This is a genomic window from Streptomyces sp. H51, from assembly GCF_035656535.1.
Classification (GTDB): domain Bacteria; phylum Actinomycetota; class Actinomycetes; order Streptomycetales; family Streptomycetaceae; genus Streptomyces.
In genome coordinates, this window is sequence record NZ_JAYMHD010000069.1 from 41,385 (window position 1) to 62,662 (window position 21,278).

Here is a 21,278-nt window from a genome sequence, read left to right on the forward strand (position 1 = left end):
CCGAGGACCCGGGGCCGAGGCGTGCCTCACTCACCGCTCGTCCGGCACCGGCCGGCGCTTGCGGGCGTGCACCGCCCGGCTCAGCCGCCGCCCCAGCAGCAGGTAGCCGAGCAGCGCGCCCGAGGTGTTGAGGATGACGTCGTCGATGTCGAAGGCGCGGCCGGTGACCAGCGCGCCCTGGGCGAACTCCACCAGCAGCATGACCACGGCGGTCAGCAGCAGCACGCGCAGCACGCCGCGGGTCCGCGGGGCGACGATCGGGACGAGGACGCCGAAGGGGATCCCCAGCAGCAGGTTCCCGCCGATCTGCTTGACCGCGTCGCGCAGCGCCGGCTGATCCAGGTAGGCCCGCAGCGACCGGCCCGGATGCAGGTTGGTGTGGGTCAGCGCCACCGACGCGGGGGAGGGCTCCAGGGTGAGCCGGGCCAGCACCACGGCGAACGCCACCATGAAGACGAACGCGCCCACCATGGCCAGCAGGCGGAACGGCAGCGGCACGGCGTGCCGCTCGGCGCGCGCCGGTGCCGGCTCGCGCCCCGGTTTGCCGGCGCGCGGGCGTAGCGCGATGCGAGAGCGTGAGGCTGCACGGGCCATTCGATCCTCCGGTCTTCAACTTCCCTGCGGTGCAAGGCGGTTACCCGGCGAACGGCCCACGATGCCCGCCGTGGGCGGCGGGTACCGTGCCGTTCGCGCCCGATCAGGTGCCGTAGGTGACGTGGACCACCTTGAAGCCGAGGGAGTGCAGCAGGCCCTCGAGCATGTCGGTGGTGTTGGACTCGGCCCGCGCGGTCAGCCCGCTCTGCCGGGCCGCCTCGCCGATGTGCCGGACCGCGAGTTTCTGCACGGCCTGTTCGCTGTTGGGGTTGTCGGAGAACAGATCGCCGAGCCGGTTGAGCAGGCCGCGCTGCTTGGAGACGGCGTAGGAGCGGTCCGGGTCGAGAGACGGCCTGCCCAGTGCCGCGTGCGGCAGGCGGAGCGTGGCGGACGTGCGGTCGTCGTCGACCGTCACGTCGTCCTTGCCGACCCTGCCCAGGTCGACGTAGGCGTCGACGGTGCCCGCGCCGACGTACAGGGTGCGGGAACCGCGGACCGCGTCCGGCAGGAACTTGGTGTCCTTCTCCAGGTCCACGACGACCTGGAAGTTGCCGGAGGCGGCGTCGTAGCGGCTCATGTCCTGGATGGACTGCAGCAGTGCGGGGCCGGAGCGGTCGTGCGTCTCCGTTGCGAACAGGTCCTTCAGACCCGGGAGCACGCTCAGCCGGATGCCGGCGAAGATCACCACGAGCACCAGCACGACGGCGCTCACCGCCTTCGCCCAGCCCGGCGTGCGCCTGGACATGCGTCTGATGGGAGTGGTCAAGGCGACGGCCCTCCTTCCTCCCCTTTCGCATGCCCGTCAATCGCCTTGGCAGACCGCTGCGTCGGCCGATCGCCGCCGTGGACGGGGGCAGTGGGGGCGCACGGGCGCGGCGGTCCGGGGCGCGGCGGACGCGGACCGGGCGACGACGAGCCTCGAGCGGCGCGCTTCACCACGACCCGGACGCGGCCTCGGGCCGGCCCAGGGCCGCGTCCAGTGTCGGATGCGGGGGCATCAGCCGGGACAGGCCGGTGACCCGGAGGACGCGCAGGGTCAGGGCGTGGGCGCACACCAGACTCAACTCCCCGCCCCGGCCGAGGACCTGACTGCGGGCCCGGTACAGCAGGCGAAGCCCTGAGCAGTCGAAGAACTCGATGTGCCGGAGGTCGATCACCAGGCGGACGCCAGGGCGTGTCGTCAGCCGGTCGAGGTGGGGAGCGATCTCCGCGGCGGCGGCGATGTCGATCTCGCCGTGGAACTCCAGCACCGTGTGTCCCCGGTCGTGGCGGATCCGCAGGTGCCGGGTGAGCGGCGCGGGGTCCTGCTGCACGACGACATCGCCTCCCACCTGCCGCGCCTGCGGCGGCACCGAGCGTTCGAGCGCAGCCGGGTCCCGGGGACCGGCCGACGGCAAAAGTGTTCCCCACCCTGCAAGTTACCCTCAACGAACTGAATTTGAGCATGTTCGATTGACATATGTCTTCGATTTGCGGTGGAGGTCTTGCGGGGAAGAGCGGGACAACGGCGCGGCGCGGGACGACATCGCACAAAACGACCACGACACGACACGACACGGCGCTGCCCGGCCACCGGCGGCCGGGCAGCGCTCGGGCCCCGGGTCAGTCCATGAGCAGGACCAGCTTGCCGGTGGTCCGTCCGGTCTCGCCGAGGGCGTGCGCCCGCGCGGCGTCGGCCAGCGGGAAGGTCTCGGCGACGGTGGCGCGGAGCTTGCCGGACTCCACCAGTTCCGCGATCGCCCGCATGCCGCTGTGCGAGGCGTCGACCAGCATCCTGAGCGCCCGGACGCCGAGCCGCTCGGCCTCCTCGTAGAACTCGTTCGAACCCACCGGCAGGATGGAGACGACCAGCCCGCCCGGACGCAGCACCCGCAGCGAGCGCGTGGAGGTGTCCCCACCGATCGTGTCCAGGACGACGTCGACGTCCTTCACGGCCTCGGCGAAGTCCGTCGACCGGTAGTCGATCGCCTCGTCCACGCCGATCCCGTGCAGGAACTCGTGCTTGCCCGCGCTCGCCGTGCCGATCACGTACGCGCCCCGCGCCTTGGCGATCTGCGTGGCCACGTGCCCCACCCCGCCGGCCGCCGCGTGGATCAGCACCCGTTGCCCCGGCCGCAGGTCCGCCGTCTCGACCAGGGCCTGCCAGGCGGTCAGGGAGACCAGCGGCAGGGCGCCGGCCTGGACGTGGTCGACGGAGGCCGGCTTGTGCGCGAAGACGCGGGCGGGAGCGGTGACGTACTCGGCGTGCGATCCGTGTCCGAAGGGGTAGGACAGCATGCCGAAGACCTCGTCGCCGGGCCGGAAGCGGGCGACGCCGATGCCGACCGCCTCCACCACGCCGCACACGTCCCAGCCCAGCACGAAGGGCGGCTCGCCGAGGAACCCGCCGGTCGCGCGGTGCTTCCAGTCGGTCGGGTTGACGCCGGCGGCGCGGACCCGGACCAGCACCTCGTTGGTGCGCGGCTCGGGCCGGGGCAGGCGCACCTCCTTCAGGACCTCGGGACCGCCGAGGACGTCCTGGCTGATGGCTCGCATGGTGTTCTCAGTGCTCACAGTGCTCATGGTGGACCAGCCTGGTGCGCTCCGCCCGTCAGGAAAATGGCACGATGGTCAATGTTCGATAGGATCGTGCCATGCGACGAGTGGAGCGGGTCGTGGTCCTGGCCCTCGACGGTGTGTATCCCTTCGAACTCGGCATCCCCAGCCGCATCTTCGGCGCCGCCGACGGCCGGTACGAGGTGCTGACCTGTTCCGTGGACGGACGTCCGGTGCGCACCGCCTCCGACTTCACCATCACCGTCGAGCACGGTCCGGAGGCACTGGCCACGGCGGACACGGTGGTGATCGCCTCCGTGGTGTCGTCCGAGATCCCGGCCGAACTGCCCGCCGAGGTCGCCTCCGCGCTCGCGCGGATCCGCCCCGACGCCCGGATCGTCTCGATCTGCACGGCCGCCTTCCTGCTCGCCGCGGCAGGGCTCCTCGACGGCCGGAAGGCCACCACCCACTGGCGGCTGGCCGGCCTGTTCCGGCGCCGGTACCCGCACATCGACCTCGACCCGGACGTCCTCTTCGTCCACGACGGCCGCGTCCTCACCTCCGCCGGCGCCGCCTCCGGCGTCGACGTGTGCCTGCACGTGGTGCGCAGCGACCACGGCAGCGAACTGGCCAACTCGGTGGCCCGCAACTGCGTGGTGCCGCCGTTCCGGGACGGCGGCCAGGCCCAGTACATCGAGCAGCCGGTCCCCGCCGGCGAGGCCACCGGCACGGCCGCCACCCGCGCGTGGGCGCTGGAGAACCTGGACCGGCCGCTCACCCTGACCGAGCTGGCCGGCCACGCCCGGATGAGCCTGCGCACCTTCGCCCGCCGCTTCCACGACGAGGTCGGCCTCAGCCCCGGCCGCTGGCTCATCCAGCAGCGCGTCGCCCGCGCCCGCCACCTGCTGGAGTCCAGCGACCTGTCCGTCGACCAGATCGCCGGCCGCGTCGGCTTCGCCACCGGCGCCTCCCTGCGCCAGCACCTGCACGCCGCGATCGGGGTCTCCCCGCAGGCCTACCGGCGGACCTTCCGGGCGATCCCCCGATAGCCCCGCCGCCCCGCGCCGCCGCGTCCCACCCCGGCCCGCCGCGAACGTTCCGCCCGGCCGCCGCGTCGTAGGAGCAGGCAGCGGCGAAAGGACACCGGGGTGGGGATGCGTGCGGGACTCGTGACGGTGGTGGTGCTGGCCGCGTCGGCGGCCGTGGCGTGCGGCGACGGCCGGCCGGACCTCGTCGTCGACGGCACTGCGCCGGCGACGCCGTACGGCGGGCCCCTGCACCTGCCCGCGGAGCGGCACGACGAGGAGGGTGTGCGCGGCCTGCCCGGCCGGGCGGGCGCCGCCGGCCGGGCGCTGGAGTGCGACGGGGAGATCTACTCGGGCGGTGCCGCGGAGCCGTGGGGACGGGGCGACGGAGGAACCACGCCGGAGGAGGGCCTGCGGGCCTACTTCGACATGGACCAGCCCGGCGTTCCCCGCCACGGTTACCGCGTGGAGCGCCGGGAGAAGGGCCGCGTGCTGTACTCGTTCGACGTGGACGGCAGGACCAAGGTCGCCGTCGTCGTCGCCGAGGACCGGCCCGGCAGGCCGGGCTGGGGACCGGAGACCAGTGCCTCCTGCGATCCGGCCGAACTGCCGGCGAGCTTCACCGACACCCAGGAGTACGAGGTCTGGACCGATGGCGACGGCGATCGGGTGCCGGTCGCCCGGCTCAGCAGTTCGGCCGGCGCCGCCCACTGCGACTGGCAGAAGGCCCATTTCCTGTCGCTGGGACAGGGCGCGGACGGCAGGACGTACGCCCGGGACCCGGACCGGGTGCTGCCGCGGCAGATGCTCACCACCCCCTACGACGGTGACGTACCCCTGCCCGCCGGCGCCCACGACACCGGATACCGCCTGGGCGAGCGGCGGTTGTGGCTGACGGACGATCCGTCCCGGGCGTACGTGCGCACCTCCCGGGGCGTCGAGGCATGGCCCCTCGTCAAGCCGGACATGGGCTGCAGGTGAGCCGTCAGCGACTGGCGTGCAGCGCGACGAGCAACTGCCACACCTGGTCGGCGATCTCTCCGGCGTCGGCCGCCAGCAGCCCGTGCAGCCAGTCGGCCAGCACCCCGGCGAAGGTGGCGGCCACCGCGGAGGCGACCAGCGGGGCGTCCGCCGCGCCCGCCAGCTCCCGTTCGCGCAGACTGTAGGCCCGCAGGTCCCGGTGCAGCACATGGCCGAGCGGGCCGCCGCCGCCCGGGCTGAGCAGCGTCCGGTACAGGCCGGCGAGCGGGGCGAGCGAGGCGAAGAACTCGCCCAGCGCAGGCGGCGCGTGCACGGGGTCGGGCCTGCCCCGCCAGGAGTGCAGCGCCTCCACCGCCTCCCGTACGACGTCCGCGCAGGCGTCCACGGCCAGCGCCTCCAGGTCGGCGTAGTGGAGGTAGAACGTGGCCCGTCCGACGCCCGCCCGGCGCACCAGCGCGGCCACGCCCAGGTCGGCCAGCGGCCGCTCGGCGCACTCCGCCAGCAGGGCCGCCCGCAGCCGTGCCCGGGTACGCGCCGCGCGCGGGTCCAGGGACGTGGGGCGGGTCATCCCGCGACGAGCACGGCGGCCAGGGCCAGGGCTCCGGGCAGGGCCTGGGCGACCAGGATGCGGCGGTTGGCCGTGGCGGCGCCGAAGACGCCGGCGACCACGACGCAGCACAGGAAGAAGACCTGGGCGCGGAATCCGGTCGGATCCGCGGCGATGAGTCCCCAGACCAGCCCGGCGGCGAGGAAACCGTTGTAAAGCCCCTGGTTGGCGGCGAGCGGGGCGGTCGCCCGCGCCAGCTCGGGGTCGAATCCGTGCAGCGCCCGGCCGGGCCTGCGCTGCCACAGGAACATCTCCATGACCAGGATGTATGCGTGCAGCGCGGCCACCAGACCGACCAGCACGCGGGCGAGCGTCTCCACACCGGGCTCCTTTTCTGGACAGGTGTCCATCCTAGCTGGGCAGGTGTCCAGGAAAGCGCGAGGGGGTGGATCGGCGCCGCGCACGCCGGCAGACCGCGCTGACCGGCGCATATGCCCCCGCCAACCGCCACGTGCGACTGCTCCAGCGGCAGCGGTCTAGACCCGACAACGACGGTCGGAGGCGGGCGTGGTGATGGTTACTCTCCGGCAACGACGCAGGTCCGCATAGGTATTTGTCGACCGTTGGAACCTGTCCGAGAGTGACGGAACCCTCACTTCCGTCGGACCGCCAGTTTGATCCTTTCGGGTTCTTACCCGATAAGCTCCCCTGGGTCACGACGAGTTGATGCGGCTTCCTGCCGCCCATCTCGTGGTGCGTACTTATGAGTGCGGTCCCCCACGCCTTGCACGCCCCCCTGTTCGATCGTGTTGCTTCGAAGGATGCAGATGGAACTCGCCACTCCGCCGCCGGCGGCGCGGGCCCCTGTCGCCTGGTACAGCTGGTGGCTCATGCCGCTGGCTTTAGGCGGTGGGACGGTTGCCGCCACTTTCATGAGCTCCGAGCAGATCGGTGCGGCCGTCGCCGGAGCGGCGGCGACCACCGCCAGCGCCGTGTGCGTACGGCTGCTGCTGCGTACCCGGAGCCAGCTGGGCCGCGCGGAGGGCTCCTTCCGCTCCGCCCAGGCCGAGCACTCGCAGCAGTGGCAGCAGCATGTGGCCGGCCTGGAGCGGAAGTTCGCCGCCGAGCGTGCCGCCCAGGAGGCGCAGGCCGCCGACCGCGCCGGCGCCTACCAGGCGCAACTCGACGAGCAGGCCCAGCAGTACCAGGCACGCCTCGCCGAGCAGGCCCAGTCCTACGAGGCGCAGCTCGCCGAGCAGGCAGAGGTCTGGAAGGAGCGGCTGGCCGATCAGCGGGCCGCGGTCTCCCGGCTCGCCGTCGAGCAGCTGCCCGAGGCGCTCCAGCGGCTGCGCGCCGGTGACGCCGTCGAGGACCTGCTGCCGGCCCGTGACCAGCACGCCAAGATCGGCGCCGATCTCCAGGCCGACCTGCGCAAGGTGCTGCGCACCGCCCTCATCGGCATGGAGGAGGAGTTCAACCGCTCCACCGCCGCCGAGCAGGCCGTCATCAGCATCGGCAACCGTATCCACGTGCTGACCAGCAAGCTGCGCGGCCGGCTGCACGAGATGCAGGGCGAGCACGGACGACTGCCCTCGGTGGCCCGCGGTCTGATGGAGCTCGACCAGGAGATCGGCCCCGCCGACTGTCTCGCCGCCAGCATCGGCGTGCTGGGCGGATCCGACCGGCCGGGCAGGCAGTGGCAGGAGCCGCAGCGGCTGCTGAGCGTGGTCCGCGGCGGCATCGGCCGGATCAAGGACTTCCACCGGGTCGAGGTGCGTCATCTGCCCGAACTCGGCGTCGACGGCGGCCTGGTGGACCACCTCACCCTGATCTTCGCCCACCTCCTGGACAACGCGGCCCGCTACTCGCCGCCCACCGAGCCGGTCGTCGTGTCCGGCAAGGAGGTGCCGAACGGTGTCGGCATCGAGATCCAGGACTCGGGCAAGGGCCTGAGCGAGGAGAAGCGGCGCGAGGCCGAACAGGCCCTGGCCGGCACCGGGGAGGGGCCGGGACTCGGCGGCGTCTCCGAGGACGCCACCATCGGTCTGCGTGTCGTCGGCGCCCTCGCCCGCCGCTACGGCGTCCGCGTCACCTTCGCGGATTCGCCCTGGCTCGGCACGTCGGTAGTGGTCGTGGTCCCGCACAAGTACTTCAGCCCGCTGTCGGCGGCCGTCACGGCCACTCCCGCTCCGGCCGCCCAGCCCGCGCAGTCCGCCACGGCCCCGCCGTCCGAGGAGGCGCCCGTCGTCACGGCCGCGGCGGCGACCGCCGAGGCCGTGGAGACCACGCCCGGCGGACTGCCCCGTCGCCGCAGCAGGCGGAACGACGCACCGGCGCAGTCGGCTCAGCGCGCCGAACGGACCGACGACACCGACGTCGCCGCCGTTCCGCCGGACGCGTCCTTCGCCGGCCTCGCCGCCTTCGCCACCGCAGGACGCGAGTTCGCCGAGGCCGGTGAAGGGCCGACCGCCGGACGTGAGTCCACCGAGCACCGCACTGAAGAGAGCGACTAGTCCACATGACGAAACAGGGAACCGACGTGAGCTGGGCGCTCCGTGATCTCGTGGAGTCCATCCCGGAGATCCGCTTCGCCCTCGTGGCCTCCAGCGACGGCAAGGCCATCACCTCTTTTGGCGCCGACGACCCCGACGACGTCGACCGCTTCGCCGCCGTCGTGGCCGGCCTGCAGGCACTGGCCCAGCCGGTCGCCGAGCAGTTCCCCAAGTACGCGGGGCAACTGCGGCTGGCCATGATCGAGGTCGACGGCGGGCACCTCTTCGTCGTACGCGCCGGTGTGGAGACGTATCTGGGCGTCCTTGCCAGGGAGGGCCTCGACCAGGGCCTCCTCGGACACCAGATGAGGGATCTGGCCCGCAGGATGGGTGAGCTCCTCGGCACCACTCCGCGCCTGGAGGAGCACTCTGGATGAGTGCTCCCCGCCGGCCCACGGACCCGTCCGGTCTCGAGCGCTACTACGTCCTCACCCGAGGACGTAGCGGACCGGGCGGTTCGGCGTCGAGCCTCGACGTGGCGACCCTCATCGTCTCCCGCACCGCCCCCGTACCGGGCATGCAGCACGAGCACGAGGAGATACTCCGGCGCTGCCGCGATCCGCTGTCGGTCGCCGAACTCGGCGCCCACCTCGGATTGCCCTTCAACATTCTCGCGGTGCTGCTGGCCGATCTGCTCGAGGCAGGCCGTGTCGAAGCCCGTGACCCCATCCCGGCGCACGCCGTCGGCCGCGGGCCCGACCTCGCGCTCCTTGAGGAGGTACTCAGTGGACTTCAAAGGCTTTGACCACCCCGGCCGACCGGACGCCGGGGGCACCCGCTCGGTGAAGGTGATGATCGCCGGCGGCTTCGGCACCGGGAAGACCACGATGGTCCGCTCGGTCAGCGACATCAAGCCGCTGACCACCGAGGAGACCCTCACCCAGGCGAGCGCCGACGTCGACCACCTCATCGGTGTCGCCGACAAGACGCAGACCACCGTCAGCCTGGACTTCGGCAAGATCAGCCTCAACGACAGCCTGATGCTGTACCTGTTCGGCACCCCCGGGCAGGAGCGCTTCTGGTTCCTGTGGAACGGCCTGTTCAAGGGCGCGCTCGGCGCGGTCGTCCTGGTCGACACCCGGCGCCTGGCCTCCAGCTTCCGGGCGATCGAGGAGATGGAGCGCCAGAACGTCCCCTTCGTGGTGGCCCTGAACGTCTTCCCGGACTCCAAGGACTACCCGGTCGACGAGATACGGGACGCCCTGGACATCCCTCCGCACACCCCGGTCGTGTCCTGCGACGCCCGTGACCGGGCCTCCAGCCGTGACGTGCTCGTCGCGCTGATCCGTCACCTGAAGGACCGCTCCGCCGTCGCACTGGAGCCCCGATGAACGATCAGACCTTAAACGGCCCCGACACCCCCCGCGGCTGCCCCGTCGCACACGGCGGGGCCGAACTCATCCGCCTGTACGGCCCGGAAGCGGCCACCGACCCGCAGGCCATCTACGAGCGGCTGCGCAAGGAGCACGGCTCCGTCGCGCCGGTGCTGCTGGAGGGCGACGTGCCGGCCTGGCTGGTGCTCGGCTACCGCGACAACCGGCGGGTGCTGGACAACCCGCGTCAGTTCAGCCGGGACGCCCGCATCTGGCGGGACTGGCGGGAGGGCCGTGTCCCGGAGACCTCGCCGCTGGTGCCGATGGTGGGCTGGCGCCCCGACTGCGTCTCGCAGGACGGGGAGCCGCACCGCAGGCTGCGCGGGGCGGTCACCGACGGGCTCCTGGCCGCCTCCAGCCGTGGCGTCCGGCGGCACGCCACGTACTTCGCGAACAAGCAGATCGACGCGTTCGCCGACGCGGGACGCGCCGACCTGGTGGCGGACTACGCCGACCACCTGCCGATGCTCGTGCTCACCCGGATCCTGGGCCTTCCCGCGGGGGAGGGCCGGCGTCTGGTCGAGTCCTGCGCCCAGGTCTTCAAGGGCGGCGAGGACGGCCTGTTGCACAACGAGCGCATCATGCAGATCCTCGGCGAACTCGCCCAGCGCAAGCGGACCGAACCGGGTTCGGACTTCACCACCGCCCTGCTGGAGCACCCGGCGGGCCTGGACGACGACGAGATCGTCAGCCATCTGCGCCTGGTGCTGATCGCCGCGCACACCACGACCAGCAACCTGCTGGCCCGGGTGCTGGAGCTGGTGCTGACCGACACCGCGCGGCTGTCCGGGCTGATCGGCGGTCAGCTGACCGTGTCGGCCGTGGTGGAGGAGGTCATGTGGGACACCCCGCCGCTGGCCGTCCTGCCGGGGCGGTTCGCCGCCAGCGACCTGGAGCTCGGCGGGCACCACATCGAGGAGGGCGACCTGCTCCTGCTCGGCCTCGCCCCCGGCAACGTCGACCCGGAGATCCGGCCCGCCGACGGCGTCGCGCTCCAGGGCAACCAGTCGCACCTGGCGTTCAGTTCCGGTCCGCACGAGTGCCCCGGGCAGAGCATCGGCCAGTCCATCATCGAGATCGCGGTGGACGTCCTGCTGCACCGGCTGACGGGGCTGCGACTGGCCGTACCGCCGGAGGAGCTCAGCTCGACCGCCTCCACGTGGGAGTCCCGACTGGACAGCCTGCCGGTCGAGTTCGCCGTCCAGGACACGTGACGGGACCGCTGCCCGGCCGGTGACCGGCCGGGCAGCGCCCGTGCGGGGCGCGGACGGTGGCTGACCTGCTCAGCGGCCGGAGCAGGACCGAGGCGTCAGCCGTCGAGCCAGTCGCCTTCGACGCCCGAGGGGCGGTACCCCGTGGCGTTCCAGAGGAAATGTGGGTGGGCGCAGGCGAACATGTAGGCGAGCAGCGTGGTGTCCTCCCTCCCGGTCCCGGGGTCGTGCAGGGCGTGGAACCTTTCGGCTCCCACCGCGCCGGCGTCCTCCTGCACTTGACGAGCGCGCTCCTTGGACGGCGCGGCGATGGATGCCTCCACGGCGGCGATGTAGGTGCGGCGCAGGATCTCCCAGGTGCTGTCGATGTTGCCGTACCAGGGGCCGTGCACTGCCTCGAAGGCATGGAGCTCGGCGTCGAAGAGGGCCCATGCCCGGGGGTACTGGGCTCGGCAGCGCGCGGACAGCTCGGCGGTCCGGGGGCTCAGTGCCGGTGCGGTGGGCCGCGGGCTCATGGTGAGGGTGGTGCCGTCGGTGAGGATGCCGGCGCACGAGTTGGGCTGCAGGTCGCACAGCGGGCACCCGTCGGCCGCGGGGAGGCCCTGGGTGATGCCGTCGAACCACAGGGCGTGGCGGCCCGTGAGCCCCATCCAGACGATGGTGGTGGTCATCAGCCAGGTGTTCCACATCGAGGGATGCGCCTCGGGCGTGCAGCCGTACTTGACGAGGGCTATCGCGCAGGCGGCGTAGAGGGCCTTGGTGTGGGTCGGCATGTCGGCGAGCCAGAAGTTGCTGATCTCGCCGGTCAGGGCGTCGGCCCGCACGTCGGCCATGTCGTCGATGACGCGGCACAGCAGCAGCGAGGCGAGATGTTCCTCCTGCCAGAGCTCCGTGTCGGGTGAGACGTGCCAGAACAGGCAGTCCAGCATCTGCAGGAGTGAGTAGGTGTTCTGGTCGAGCGGATTGCTCTGGGGGAGCGTGACACTGCCCGTGTGGTGCTGCTGGAGCCAGTACTCGTCGACGGACCGCTTGTGGGCTGCGAAGAGTCCGCAGATCAGGGCCCGTGCGCTGTTGGTGCTGAAACTCTCGGACAAGCGGCCTTCGACGAGCTGCGTGAGGCTGGTGGTGTCGATGGTGTCGATCACGCGCTTGTACTCGTGGAAGACGAGGATGTCGTCCTCGAAGCGGTGGCGGTGGCCGAGGTCTCGTTCGAGGTCGTTCATCTGCCGGGTCCAGGACCATCCGCCGGTCAGGACGCTGTCGAGTTCCCGGCGGTACGGCCAGGTCTTCACGGTGAGGGGACGGCCGGCGCTCTGCCGCCAGTCGTAGTCGTCCAGCGTGCGTGCGGGGGGCGACGGCAGCCAACTGCACAGAGGACAGGCACAGGCGGTCGCCCGTTCCTCCTCGCGCGGCGGGACGAGTGCCCGGCTCCGCCAAGCCCCTTCCAGCATCATGCAGGTCAGCCGGCAGATCTCTACATCGGTGCCGACCTGGGGGAAGGACGCCTCGATCATGCGCAGGCCGGCATCGAGCCGCCTCAGCCGGGCGTAGCCCTCCTCATCGGGCGGGAGGAACGCGCGCGGCGCCAGACGGAGGGCTCCCTCCACCCGCACCGTTGTGCTGGACCGGGGGGACCCGGGTGATCCGAGTGCCTCCAACCGCCGCTGAAGGGCGTTCTGATAGCTCCGGTACTGCTCCGTGCTCCCGTTGATGCGGTTGACCAAGAGTCGGGCCAGGGCGTTCCCCGCCTCCGCGGGCTGGAGCGGGGCGCTCGGCTGCGCCGGGAGCAGGCTGTCGGCGGACGCCTTCGGAACAGCACCAACGACTCGAGGTTTCACACCGGTGTCCCTTCGAACTGTGTTTCTGGCAACGGAGTCGACCGGCCGCTGTCGGTCGGCCGGTCGTGTCCGAGAAGCTCCCCCCGGTCGTGCGCGCGGACGGTCCCGTGACCACCCCCGCACTCGAACTGGGCTTCGCGATACGAAAGTTGAATCGACAAACGGTACGAGGCTGCCCAGCGCGCAAATGATCAACACGTTACCCAGCGGTGATGTTCGTTACTGCCCGAGCCTCCCGAGTTGCGTAAACTCCCGCCCTCCCGAAGGTGGAGGAGGGGGCGAGGAGCAAACCGCCGGCCGCGTCAGGCACCCGGCGAGGCTCGACCCGCGGTCGGCTCACCGTCCGCACGGTCCTTGAAACAGCGCATGCAAGACACCGCGCACCGGCCGGAACACGACGTCGACGCCCGGGTCGTCACCGCCGCCGAGGGCGGGGGAGCGCTGAACCTCGTCCCGCGCACGTCGTCCCCGTCGACTGGGAGGGCGCGAACCGATGTGCGGCGGACGGCGGTTGACCGCCGACTGAATCAACCGCGCCGGGATATCCGCAAGGTACCGGCGGCGGGACAGCGGACGCCCGCGCCCCGAGACCTTTCGGAGGAGACATGGCACTGGTGAAAGCGGGCGTCGTGGTGCTCGACTGCGCCGAACCCGAGCGGCTCGCCGTGTTCTACCAGGAACTCCTGGCGGGCGAGCAGACGGACGCCACCGCCAACCGCGTGGAGATCAGGAGCGCCGACGGCTTCCGGCTCGCGTTCCGCCGCGACGTCAACGCGACACCGCCGAGCTGGCCGCGCCCGGAGAACTCCCTCCAGGCCCATCTCGACTTCGTGGTGGAGGATCTGGACACGGTCGAGCGCAAGGTCGTCGAGCTCGGCGGCCGCCCGCTGGAGACGCGGGACGCGTCCGGCCCGTTCGAGGAGCGCGGCTACGCCGACCCGGCCGGCCACACCTTCACCCTGCGGCGCGTCCCGTCGACCGCGCCGAAGCAGGGCTGACGCCTGTCGCGGAGGCGTCGTCGCGGCGGATGCCACTTGCGCGACGGGCCCCGAGCCGCGGGCACGTACGGCCCGCGGCGCCGGGGGGAGGCCGCGCTCAGTCCCGGCCGCTCAGTCCCGGCCGCCCTTGTCGGTGGCCGGCCAGACGCCGGTCGAGCGTTCGACGGCCTTGGCGCCCGCGCGGTCGGCGGCGCTGCGCACCACGGCGAACAGCGCGCCCTGGACCGCGGCGGCGAGCAGCACCTCTCCCCAGCCCCGGTCGCGGTCCAGCGCGTCGGGCGCGTCCTCCTCGTGCCGGACCGCCATCCACACCTTGCGGAAGGCGACCCCGGCGAGGGCGCCGCTCGCCCAGCCCAGGGCGAAGCCGAGCGGCTTGTAGGCGAGGGGCAGTTTGAGCTTCTTCTTCTTGGCCACGTGTCTCTCCTTTTCGTGAATCCGGGACTTGTCGTGGATCAGGACCTGTCATGGGTCAGGACCTGTCATGGGTCAGGGCCTGTCATGGGTCAGGTCCTGTCGTGGGTCAGGTCCTGTCGTGGGTCAGGGCCGCCCCCGTGCCGGAACCTCCTCGTCGGTCGGCACGGGGCCCGGCGGGGTGCCGTCGCCGAACGGCCGGCCGCCGAGTTCCTCCCGGTGATGCGGGGCGAGCCAGCCGGACAGATCCGGCCCCAGGGGCACGATCCCGGTCGGGTTGATGCCGGTGTGCACCTGGTGGTAGTGCCGCTTGATGTGGTCGAAGTCGACGGTGTCGCCGAAACCGGGGGTCTGGTAGAGGTCGCGGGCGTACGCCCACAGCACCGGGTTCTCCGACAGCTTCCAGCGGTTGCACTTGAAGTGACCGTGGTAGACGGCGTCGAAACGGACCAGGGTGGTGAACAGCCGGATGTCCGCCTCGGTGATCGTGTCGCCGACCAGGTAGCGCTGCCGGGCCAGCCGGTCCGCCAGCGCCTCCAGCCGCCTGAAGACGCCGGCGCACGCCGCCTCGTACTCCGTCTGGCCGGTCGCGAAGCCCGCTCGGTACACGCCGTTGTTGACGTCCTCGTAGACCTCCGCCATGACCGCGTCGATCTCGTCGCGCCGGGCCCGCGGGTACAGGTCGGGCGCTCCCTCGCGGTGCAGGGCCGTCCACTCGGTGGCGAGGTCGAGGGTGATCCGCTGGTAGTCGTTGGTCACCAGCTTCCCGCCGGTCACCTCCACGATCGCGGGCACGCTCACGCCGCCCGGGTAGCCGGTCTCCCGCCGGTCGTAGGCCTCGCTCAGGAAGCGGATGCCGAGGACCGGGTCGCGTCCGTCCGGGTCCAGGGTGAATCGCCAGCTGCGGTCGTCCTGGATCGGGTCGGCGACGGCGAGCGAGAGCGCCTTCTCCAGGCCGAGCAGGCGCCGCGAGACCAGTGCCCGGCTCGCCCACGGGCAGGCCCGGCTCACCACCAGCCGGTAGCGTCCCGCCCGCACCGGCCAGCCGTCCCGGCCGTCGGCGGTGATCCGGTCGGCGAAGTGGCTCCGGGACCGTTTGAACGGCTTGCTGCCGTAGGCGCTGTTGCCGTCGCCTGCCATGGATGCCTCCTCGTGGCGCACGCGCCGCCGATGATCGTGTTTCCCGCAGTTCTCCGTAGTTCTCCGTAGTTCCCCGAGGTTCCCCGAACTTCTCCCAAGTTCCCCGCGGTTTCCCGAATCGTGCCGCCCCGCGGTATGCGCGGCGCGGAGCGGGGCAGTCGGCGAAGGTGAGCGGGACATCATCGGACAAGAAGGCAGACCGCCGGACACGCGTCACCGTACTGGTGGCGCTCGTGGCGAACCTGGTGATCGCCGTCGCCAAAGCCGTGGGGGGACTGCTCGCCGGATCGCCGGCCCTGCTGTCGGAGGCGGCGCACTCGGTGGCCGACAGCCTGAACGAGGTCTTCCTGCTGGCCGCGCTGCGGCGCAGCCGCCGCCCGGCCGACGAGCGCCACCCCTTCGGCTACGGCAAGGAGCGGTTCTTCTGGTCGCTCCTCGCGGCCGTCGGGATCTTCGTGATGGGCGGCTGCTTCTCCGTCTTCCAGGGCTTCGAGGCGCTGCACAACGGCGCCGAGGAGAAGCTGAGCGGTTACGTGGCCGGGCTGATCGTGCTGGGGGTCGCCTTCCTCGCGGAGGGCGTCTCCCTGCTGCGGGCCCTGCACCAGGTGCGGCGGCAGGGCGGCGAGAGCGGGCTGCGCGACCCGGCGCTGCGCACCGTGGTCGCCGAGGACGGCACGGCGGTGGTCGGCGTGACGCTGGCCGCCGTGGGCATGGCGCTGCACATGGTGACCGGGCAGGTCGTGTGGGAGGCGTCCGCCTCGTTCGCCATCGGTGCGCTGCTCGTCTTCGTCGCCTACCACCTGGGCCGGGAGGCACGCGACCAGCTGATCGGGGAGGCCGCCGACCCCGAGGCGGCGGACCGTATCCGGACCCTGCTGGAGGCGGAGCCCGAAATCGACAGCGTGGAGGCGCTGTTCACGATGAAGACGGGCCTCGACACGGCCCTGGTGGCCGCCCGCGTCGACCTGATGCCCGGGCTGGACAGCGAGCGGGTGGAGGAGGTCGCCGTACGGATCAAGCGCTCCCTCGCACGGGCCGTGGCGGAGGCCGACCAGATCTTTCTCGACATCACCGACCGGACGGCGCAGGAGGCACGCGAAAGCCCCGCCGCGACGGGGGAACGCGGCGGGGCCTGACAGCCACGTGCCCGGCGGCCGGGGATTCATGCGGTCCCCGCGGAAGATTCTTCCGCGGGGACCGCTCCCGTCACGCGTCGGCCGGTTCCAGCACGAAGACCGGGATCTCGCGTTCGGTCTTCCGCTGGTACTCGGCGTACGGCGGGAAGGCCGCCACGGCCCGCTCCCACCACTCGGCCTTCTCCGCGCCGCGGACCTCACGGGCCACCATGTCACGCTTCACCGGCCCGTCCTGGAGCTCCACGTGCGGGTCGTTCGTGACGTTGTGGTACCAGACCGGATGCGTGGGCGCGCCGCCCCTCGAGGCGACCGCCGCGTAGCGCCCCTGGTGCTCCACGCGCATCAGCGGCGTCTTGCGGATCTTGCCGCTCCTGGCGCCGCGGGTGGTGAGCACGATCACGGGCAGTCCGGTGTCGAGCAGGGTCGTCCCCTCGGTGCCGCCGGAGCTCTCGTACAGCTCCACCTGCTCGCGCACCCACTGTGTCGGGCTGGGTTCGTACTCGCCCTCAAGAGGCATGGCATCCGTCCCATCGTCCGGTCCTACGGCTGACTCGCACCGGGTCTCGACACCGGTGCGTGCGGTGTTTATCCTGGTTTACTGCTCTTTGTCCTGATTAATTCATTCAGCACCTTTCGTTCTTGTCGATTCTCTCCGACGCACCGCCGACGGGCGCGCGGACGCGGCGGGGGACCGGCGATCCCCGGCCAGAATGCGCGCGCCGGTGATCTGGCCGAACTTCTCGTGGCCCCTTGGATGCCCGGGGCATCTAATGAGGGCCTGCACGACGCGCCCATCGTCTGCGAGGTCTTCCATGACGGAAACGGAACCCGTCGTCTTCCCCCAGGACCGGACCTGCCCCTACCACCCGCCCGCCGCCTACGAGCCCCTGCGCGCCGCGCGCCCGCTGGCCCGGGTGACACTCTACGACGGCCGGCCGGCCTGGCTGGTGACGGGACACGCGCTGGCCCGCGAACTCCTGTCCGACCAGCGCCTGTCGTCGGAACGCACCCACCCCGACTTCCCGTCCCCCACCGAGCGTTTCGCGGCCGCCGCGAAGCGGAGGATCGCGCTGCTCGGCGTCGACGACCCCGAACACCGCACCCAGCGGCGCAGGATGATCCCGGACTTCACCCTCCGGCGGGCCGCCGCGCTGCGCCCACGCATCCAGCGGATCGTCGACGAACGGATCGACGTGCTGATCGCCCAGGGGCCGCCCGCCGAACTGGTGAACGCCTTCGCGCTCCCGGTGCCGTCCATGGTGATCTGCGCGCTGCTCGGAGTGCCCTACGCCGACCACGAGTTCTTCGAGGGGCAGGCACGGCGCCTGCTGCGCGGCCCGACCTCCGCCGACATAACGGATGCACGTGACCAACTGGACGCTTACTTCAATGAGTTGATCGACCGCAAGCAGCAACAGTCCCAGCCCGGCGACGGCGTGCTCGACGAACTCGTGCACCAGCGGCTGCGCGCGGGGGAGATGGACCGCGAGGAGGTCGTCTCCCTGGCGACCGTCCTGCTGGTCGCCGGTCACGAGACGACCGCCAACATGATCTCCCTCGGCACCTTCACGCTGCTGCGGCACCCGCGGCGGCTGGCCGAGCTGCGCGCGGACCCCGGGCTGCTGCCCGCCGCGGTGGAGGAGCTGCTGCGCCTGCTGTCGATCGCCGACGGGCTGGTGCGCCGGGCGACGCGGGACATCGAGGCGGCCGGGACGACGATCCGGGCGGGCGACGCGGTGCTCTTCTCGACCGCGGTCGTCAACCGCGACGAGGACGTCTACGACGATCCCGACGTCCTCGACTTCCACCGCCCGGCCCGCCACCACGTCGCGTTCGGCTTCGGCATCCACCAGTGCCTCGGCCAGAACCTGGCCCGCGCGGAGATGGAGATCGCCTACGGCGCCCTGCTGACCCGGCTGCCCGGCCTCCGTCTCGCCGCCCCGCCCGAGGAGATCCCCTTCAAGCCCGGCGACACCATCCAGGGGATGCTGGAACTCCCCGTGACCTGGTGAGGGGCTGAGGCCATGCGCATCGACATCGACAAGGACGTCTGCATCGGCGCGGGCCAGTGCGCCCTGGCCGCCCCGGAGGTGTTCACCCAGGACGACGACGGGCTCAGCGCCCTGCGGCCGGGACGCGAGGACGGCGGCGGCGACCCGATGGTGCGGGAGGCGGCGCGGGCCTGCCCGGTGGGCGCCGTCACGGTGTCCGGAGACTGAGTTCAGCGGGCCCGCAGCAGCAGGCGTGCCGTCTCGCGCGCCTCCCGGGCGGGCCGCGCGCTGCCCGTGATGCCGGCGGTCACCATGGCTCCCTCGGCCAGCAGGAACAGCTGCCCGGCCAGCGTGCCGGGCAGTCCCGCGTCCGCCACCAGCCCGGCCAGGTAGGCGCGGAACGCCCGCTTGTGGGCGCGGACCTGGGCGGCCACCCGGGGTGACGTGGCGCCCAGTTCACCGTAGGAGTTGATCCACGCGCAGCCGCGGAAGCCGTCCTCGCCGAACCATTCGTGGAGCCGGTCGAAGACCGCCAGGATCCGCTCCTCGGGGTCGTCGTGGCGCTCGACGTACGCGGCCAGCCGCCCGCGCCAGCGCTCGTCCCGCCGCTCCAGGTACGCCTCGACCAGCTGCTCCTTCGCCGGGAAGAGCTGGTAGAGCCGCTTCAGCGACAGGCCGCAGGCGCCGCGTATCTCGTCCATGCCGACGCACTGCACGCCCCGCCCGTAGAAGAGCCGCTCCGCGGCGTCCAGCGCCTGCTCCCGGGCGGCTGCGCTGTCCATGACGGCCATGTCCGTACGACCTCTCCTTGACGTGAGAACGAGCGTTCTCCTACGGTAGCAGCCAGGCGTGAGAACGAGCGTTCTCCGCTGTCGCCCGCCGAGGAGGAGAGCCCCATGGCCGACCGGCCGCCCCTGCCCCCGTTCACCCGCGAGACCGCCGCGCAGAAGGTCCAGGCCGCCGAGGACGCCTGGAACACCCGTGACCCGCACCGGGTCGCGCTCGCCTACTCGGAGGACTCGGTGTGGCGCAACCGCGACACCTTCCTCACCGGCCGCGCCCGGATCGTCGAGTTCCTGACCCGCAAGTGGGAGCGCGAACGGGACTACGCGCTGCGCAAGGACCTGTGGGCGTTCGACGGCAACCGCATCGCCGTCCGCTTCCAGTACGAGTCCCGGGACGCCGACGGCCGCTGGTGGCGCTCGTACGGCAACGAACTGTGGGAGTTCGACGAGCACGGCCTGATGACCCGGCGCGAGGCGAGCATCGACGACGTGCCCATCGCGGAGGAGGAGCGCCGCATCCGCGGCCCGCGGCCCGAGGCCGAGCGCGGGACGTCCTTCCCGCTTCAGTAGGGTTCCGGGGTGATCGAACAGGACGCGAAGCCGGACGAGAAGCCCTTCCTCTACGTCGTCGTGTGTGCCGCCGGGATCGCCGCCGGCGTCGGCGGGCTGATCGCCGCCGCGCAGCGACGGGGCTGGGAGGTCGGGGTGATCGCGACGCCGGTCGCGATGAACGGCTTCTTCGACACGGCGGCCGTCGAGACCCTCACGGGCCGTCCGATCCGCTCCGCCTGGCGCACCCCCGGCGATCCGCGCCCCTTCCCGCCGCCGGACGCGGTCGTGGTCGCACCCGCCACCTTCAACACCGTCAACAAGTGGGCGGCGGGCCTCGCCGACACCCTCGCCGTCGCCACTCTCTGCGAGACCCGCGGTCTCGGCGTCCCCGTCGCCGTACTGCCGTGCGTGTCCGACGCGTTGGCCGCCCACCCCGCCTATCAGGACAGCCTGATCCGGCTGCGCGCCATGGGCGTCCGGTTCGGTGAACCGTACTCCGGCGAGCCGGACCGGGACGGCGTGCGGCCGGAGTTCGGCTGGGAACAGGCCCTGGACCTGGTCGGGCGGGGGTGACGGCGGCGCCCGGGAGCCGTTCTCACCGCACCTCGCGGACGTAGCCGGCGCTGCCCGGCGTGGACACCTCCATGTCCCGGCGCACGATGCTCAGCCGGCCGCCGAAGCCCGCGAGGGCCTTGCGCAGCCCGCTGTCGGTGTACTCGACGACCACCACCCGGTCGTCGAAGGCGCGCGCGTAGGCGCCGCACTCGTCCTGGGCGCCGCACTCCTCCGCCACCGCGAAGTCCAGCCCGGCCTTCTTCCGTACCCCGGCCAGCTCCACCGTGTTCTTCTGCGCGACCGCCAGGTGCCGGGCGTGCGCGTGCCGCGACAGCAGGGCGATGAAGGCGACGGCGTCGTTCGCCGTCAGCAGGTGGCGGGAGCGGGTGTAGCTGTCGTAGTTGTCCGGCTCCACCGCGTCGAAGCCCTTGTCGGCGCAGCCGTCGACGAACCGGTTGATCCGCGCGGCCACCCGCCGGCGCTTGGCCGAGGTGCGGATGTCCAGCAGCGCCTCGTCCCAGTCCCGGTCGACGACCACCCGGCCCCGGCCGTCCCGCAACAGCAGGTCGGCGGGCCAGGTCCCGCGCTCCCCGGGCTGGGCCTGGAAGGCGTTGACGTAACAGACGTTGTAGAGGCCGGGTGCCGGGGACGCCGTGCGGTCCCGGGTGACGATCCGCACGCCGGACGGCGGGGGATAGGCGCCGCCGATCTGGTAGTCGAAGCCGGCGTGGCGCGGCGGGAGGCGGACCGACGCGTCCTCGGCCTCCCCGCCGGAGCCGCACGCCGTCAGCCCGGCGAGAAGAAGGAAACAAGCGCCGACGGCCGTCCCGGCCGCTCCGGCGCGCAAGACCCCCACGGTGGGCATGTCCGCTCCCACGGTCGCGGGTACGACCCCGCCTCGGACCCGCGGGGCGGCGATCCTGGCGACTCGGGCCGGACTTGGAACTCGTCCGCTACCGGCTGGGCGCACCTCTGCGTGCCGCACCGCGGCACGCGGACGATCAAAGCGCGGACACCGGCGGCGGGTCAAGGAGCGCCGGGCGCGGGCGCGAAC

The 21,278-nt window shown here is 72.1% G+C and carries 25 protein-coding genes; 13 read left to right on the forward strand and 12 right to left on the reverse strand.

The window, feature by feature from the left end:
* Window positions 1-30: 30 nt before the first annotated feature.
* The 4 genes from VKA29_RS24665 to VKA29_RS24680 all read right to left on the reverse strand — a co-directional run bounded on the left by VKA29_RS24665 (window position 31) and on the right by VKA29_RS24680 (window position 3,156).
* The gene (locus tag VKA29_RS24665) at window positions 31-594 is read right to left on the reverse strand and encodes a VanZ family protein (RefSeq protein WP_324788151.1); all 564 of its coding nucleotides are present in this window, start codon (window positions 592-594) and stop codon (window positions 31-33) included.
* 103 nt (window positions 595-697) lie between these two features.
* The gene (locus VKA29_RS24670; protein ID WP_324788152.1) at window positions 698-1,360 is read right to left on the reverse strand and encodes a DUF4230 domain-containing protein; all 663 of its coding nucleotides are present in this window, start codon (window positions 1,358-1,360) and stop codon (window positions 698-700) included.
* 166 nt (window positions 1,361-1,526) lie between these two features.
* Window positions 1,527-1,907, reverse strand: coding sequence for an anti-sigma factor antagonist (locus VKA29_RS24675; protein ID WP_324788153.1), 381 nt, complete (start codon window positions 1,905-1,907; stop codon window positions 1,527-1,529).
* A 289-nt stretch (window positions 1,908-2,196) separates the two neighbouring features.
* On the reverse strand, window positions 2,197-3,156 hold the full coding sequence (locus VKA29_RS24680) for an NADP-dependent oxidoreductase (RefSeq protein WP_324788154.1): 960 nt from the start codon (window positions 3,154-3,156) through the stop codon (window positions 2,197-2,199).
* Between the two features lie 71 nt (window positions 3,157-3,227).
* Here VKA29_RS24680 and VKA29_RS24685 point away from each other — a divergent pair, with 71 nt between their 5' ends.
* Window positions 3,228-4,178 carry a GlxA family transcriptional regulator gene (locus VKA29_RS24685; protein ID WP_324788155.1) on the forward strand — a complete coding sequence of 317 codons (951 nt, stop codon included), beginning with the start codon at window positions 3,228-3,230 and terminating at the stop codon, window positions 4,176-4,178.
* 105 nt (window positions 4,179-4,283) lie between these two features.
* Entirely contained in the window at window positions 4,284-5,135 is an 852-nt protein-coding gene (locus VKA29_RS24690; protein ID WP_324788156.1) for a hypothetical protein, read from the forward strand.
* A 4-nt stretch (window positions 5,136-5,139) separates the two neighbouring features.
* On the opposite strand, the gene VKA29_RS24695 is transcribed toward VKA29_RS24690, so the two are convergent.
* Both VKA29_RS24695 and VKA29_RS24700 read right to left on the reverse strand, forming a co-directional pair.
* Entirely contained in the window at window positions 5,140-5,703 is a 564-nt protein-coding gene (locus VKA29_RS24695; protein WP_324788157.1) for a TetR/AcrR family transcriptional regulator, read from the reverse strand.
* Complete coding sequence (locus VKA29_RS24700; RefSeq protein ID WP_324788158.1) at window positions 5,700-6,062, reverse strand: DUF1304 domain-containing protein; 363 nt, start codon at window positions 6,060-6,062, stop codon at window positions 5,700-5,702. The genes VKA29_RS24695 and VKA29_RS24700 overlap by 4 nt, the downstream gene beginning before the upstream one ends.
* Window positions 6,063-6,509: 447 nt before the next feature.
* Here VKA29_RS24700 and VKA29_RS24705 point away from each other — a divergent pair, with 447 nt between their 5' ends.
* From VKA29_RS24705 to VKA29_RS24725, 5 genes are read left to right on the forward strand one after another with little or no spacing between them, the layout of a single operon-like run.
* Window positions 6,510-8,195, forward strand: a complete 1,686-nt coding sequence (locus VKA29_RS24705; RefSeq protein ID WP_324788159.1) for an ATP-binding protein — start codon at window positions 6,510-6,512, stop codon at window positions 8,193-8,195.
* 5 nt (window positions 8,196-8,200) lie between these two features.
* Window positions 8,201-8,611, forward strand: a complete 411-nt coding sequence (locus VKA29_RS24710) for a roadblock/LC7 domain-containing protein (RefSeq protein ID WP_324788160.1) — start codon at window positions 8,201-8,203, stop codon at window positions 8,609-8,611.
* Window positions 8,608-8,979: a DUF742 domain-containing protein gene (locus VKA29_RS24715; RefSeq protein WP_324788161.1), complete on the forward strand. Its 372-nt coding sequence runs from the start codon at window positions 8,608-8,610 to the stop codon at window positions 8,977-8,979. The genes VKA29_RS24710 and VKA29_RS24715 overlap by 4 nt, the downstream gene beginning before the upstream one ends.
* The gene (locus VKA29_RS24720) at window positions 8,960-9,565 is read left to right on the forward strand and encodes a GTP-binding protein (protein WP_324788162.1); all 606 of its coding nucleotides are present in this window, start codon (window positions 8,960-8,962) and stop codon (window positions 9,563-9,565) included. Before VKA29_RS24715 ends, VKA29_RS24720 begins: the two co-directional genes overlap by 20 nt.
* Window positions 9,562-10,821 (forward strand): cytochrome P450, encoded by a 1,260-nt coding sequence (locus VKA29_RS24725; protein WP_324788163.1) that lies wholly within the window; start codon window positions 9,562-9,564, stop codon window positions 10,819-10,821. The genes VKA29_RS24720 and VKA29_RS24725 overlap by 4 nt, the downstream gene beginning before the upstream one ends.
* A 95-nt stretch (window positions 10,822-10,916) precedes the next feature.
* On the opposite strand, the gene VKA29_RS24730 is transcribed toward VKA29_RS24725, so the two are convergent.
* Window positions 10,917-12,425: a hypothetical protein gene (locus VKA29_RS24730; RefSeq protein WP_324788164.1), complete on the reverse strand. Its 1,509-nt coding sequence runs from the start codon at window positions 12,423-12,425 to the stop codon at window positions 10,917-10,919.
* Between the two features lie 836 nt (window positions 12,426-13,261).
* Between VKA29_RS24730 and VKA29_RS24735 the strand changes: the two genes are divergently transcribed.
* Window positions 13,262-13,654 carry a VOC family protein gene (locus VKA29_RS24735; RefSeq protein ID WP_324788165.1) on the forward strand — a complete coding sequence of 131 codons (393 nt, stop codon included), beginning with the start codon at window positions 13,262-13,264 and terminating at the stop codon, window positions 13,652-13,654.
* A gap of 111 nt (window positions 13,655-13,765) precedes the next feature.
* On the opposite strand, the gene VKA29_RS24740 is transcribed toward VKA29_RS24735, so the two are convergent.
* Both VKA29_RS24740 and VKA29_RS24745 read right to left on the reverse strand, forming a co-directional pair.
* Window positions 13,766-14,068, reverse strand: coding sequence for a DUF4235 domain-containing protein (locus tag VKA29_RS24740; protein ID WP_324788166.1), 303 nt, complete (start codon window positions 14,066-14,068; stop codon window positions 13,766-13,768).
* Window positions 14,069-14,191: 123 nt separating this feature from the next.
* Window positions 14,192-15,205, reverse strand: a complete 1,014-nt coding sequence (locus VKA29_RS24745; protein WP_324788167.1) for a glutathione S-transferase family protein — start codon at window positions 15,203-15,205, stop codon at window positions 14,192-14,194.
* 167 nt (window positions 15,206-15,372) lie between these two features.
* Here VKA29_RS24745 and VKA29_RS24750 point away from each other — a divergent pair, with 167 nt between their 5' ends.
* Entirely contained in the window at window positions 15,373-16,341 is a 969-nt protein-coding gene (locus VKA29_RS24750) for a cation diffusion facilitator family transporter (RefSeq protein ID WP_324788168.1), read from the forward strand.
* Between the two features lie 70 nt (window positions 16,342-16,411).
* Here VKA29_RS24750 and VKA29_RS24755 read toward each other — a convergent pair whose 3' ends face one another.
* Window positions 16,412-16,858, reverse strand: coding sequence for a nitroreductase family deazaflavin-dependent oxidoreductase (locus VKA29_RS24755; RefSeq protein ID WP_324788169.1), 447 nt, complete (start codon window positions 16,856-16,858; stop codon window positions 16,412-16,414).
* Window positions 16,859-17,153: 295 nt separating this feature from the next.
* On the opposite strand from VKA29_RS24755, the gene VKA29_RS24760 reads away from it, so the two are divergent.
* Window positions 17,154-18,353 (forward strand): cytochrome P450, encoded by a 1,200-nt coding sequence (locus VKA29_RS24760; protein ID WP_324788170.1) that lies wholly within the window; start codon window positions 17,154-17,156, stop codon window positions 18,351-18,353.
* A 12-nt stretch (window positions 18,354-18,365) separates the two neighbouring features.
* Complete coding sequence (locus tag VKA29_RS24765) at window positions 18,366-18,560, forward strand: ferredoxin (RefSeq protein WP_324788171.1); 195 nt, start codon at window positions 18,366-18,368, stop codon at window positions 18,558-18,560.
* A 2-nt stretch (window positions 18,561-18,562) separates the two neighbouring features.
* On the opposite strand, the gene VKA29_RS24770 is transcribed toward VKA29_RS24765, so the two are convergent.
* Complete coding sequence (locus VKA29_RS24770) at window positions 18,563-19,114, reverse strand: TetR/AcrR family transcriptional regulator (RefSeq protein ID WP_324788281.1); 552 nt, start codon at window positions 19,112-19,114, stop codon at window positions 18,563-18,565.
* A 114-nt stretch (window positions 19,115-19,228) separates the two neighbouring features.
* Between VKA29_RS24770 and VKA29_RS24775 the strand changes: the two genes are divergently transcribed.
* Both VKA29_RS24775 and VKA29_RS24780 read left to right on the forward strand, forming a co-directional pair.
* Window positions 19,229-19,687 (forward strand): nuclear transport factor 2 family protein, encoded by a 459-nt coding sequence (locus VKA29_RS24775; RefSeq protein ID WP_324788172.1) that lies wholly within the window; start codon window positions 19,229-19,231, stop codon window positions 19,685-19,687.
* Window positions 19,688-19,696: 9 nt separating this feature from the next.
* Window positions 19,697-20,242, forward strand: coding sequence for a flavoprotein (locus VKA29_RS24780; RefSeq protein ID WP_324788173.1), 546 nt, complete (start codon window positions 19,697-19,699; stop codon window positions 20,240-20,242).
* Window positions 20,243-20,264: 22 nt separating this feature from the next.
* Here VKA29_RS24780 and VKA29_RS24785 read toward each other — a convergent pair whose 3' ends face one another.
* Complete coding sequence (locus tag VKA29_RS24785) at window positions 20,265-21,089, reverse strand: endo alpha-1,4 polygalactosaminidase (RefSeq protein WP_324788174.1); 825 nt, start codon at window positions 21,087-21,089, stop codon at window positions 20,265-20,267.
* Window positions 21,090-21,278 lie beyond the last annotated feature (189 nt).

Excerpts from the sequence above, each read along its gene's own strand:
- VKA29_RS24665 (WP_324788151.1), bottom strand. The coding sequence starts at position 594 with ATGGCCCGTGCAGCCTCACGCTCTCGCATCGCGCTACGCCCGCGCGCC.
- VKA29_RS24680 (WP_324788154.1), bottom strand. The coding sequence starts at position 3,156 with ATGAGCACTGTGAGCACTGAGAACACCATGCGAGCCATCAGCCAGGAC.
- VKA29_RS24685 (WP_324788155.1), top strand. The coding sequence starts at position 3,228 with ATGCGACGAGTGGAGCGGGTCGTGGTCCTGGCCCTCGACGGTGTGTAT.
- VKA29_RS24690 (WP_324788156.1), top strand. The coding sequence starts at position 4,284 with ATGCGTGCGGGACTCGTGACGGTGGTGGTGCTGGCCGCGTCGGCGGCC.
- VKA29_RS24695 (WP_324788157.1), bottom strand. The coding sequence starts at position 5,703 with ATGACCCGCCCCACGTCCCTGGACCCGCGCGCGGCGCGTACCCGGGCA.
- VKA29_RS24705 (WP_324788159.1), top strand. The coding sequence starts at position 6,510 with ATGGAACTCGCCACTCCGCCGCCGGCGGCGCGGGCCCCTGTCGCCTGG.
- VKA29_RS24710 (WP_324788160.1), top strand. The coding sequence starts at position 8,201 with ATGACGAAACAGGGAACCGACGTGAGCTGGGCGCTCCGTGATCTCGTG.
- VKA29_RS24715 (WP_324788161.1), top strand. The coding sequence starts at position 8,608 with ATGAGTGCTCCCCGCCGGCCCACGGACCCGTCCGGTCTCGAGCGCTAC.
- VKA29_RS24725 (WP_324788163.1), top strand. The coding sequence starts at position 9,562 with ATGAACGATCAGACCTTAAACGGCCCCGACACCCCCCGCGGCTGCCCC.
- VKA29_RS24735 (WP_324788165.1), top strand. The coding sequence starts at position 13,262 with ATGGCACTGGTGAAAGCGGGCGTCGTGGTGCTCGACTGCGCCGAACCC.
- VKA29_RS24745 (WP_324788167.1), bottom strand. The coding sequence starts at position 15,205 with ATGGCAGGCGACGGCAACAGCGCCTACGGCAGCAAGCCGTTCAAACGG.
- VKA29_RS24755 (WP_324788169.1), bottom strand. The coding sequence starts at position 16,858 with ATGCCTCTTGAGGGCGAGTACGAACCCAGCCCGACACAGTGGGTGCGC.
- VKA29_RS24760 (WP_324788170.1), top strand. The coding sequence starts at position 17,154 with ATGACGGAAACGGAACCCGTCGTCTTCCCCCAGGACCGGACCTGCCCC.
- VKA29_RS24765 (WP_324788171.1), top strand. The coding sequence starts at position 18,366 with ATGCGCATCGACATCGACAAGGACGTCTGCATCGGCGCGGGCCAGTGC.
- VKA29_RS24770 (WP_324788281.1), bottom strand. The coding sequence starts at position 19,114 with ATGGACAGCGCAGCCGCCCGGGAGCAGGCGCTGGACGCCGCGGAGCGG.
- VKA29_RS24775 (WP_324788172.1), top strand. The coding sequence starts at position 19,229 with ATGGCCGACCGGCCGCCCCTGCCCCCGTTCACCCGCGAGACCGCCGCG.
- VKA29_RS24785 (WP_324788174.1), bottom strand. The coding sequence starts at position 21,089 with ATGCCCACCGTGGGGGTCTTGCGCGCCGGAGCGGCCGGGACGGCCGTC.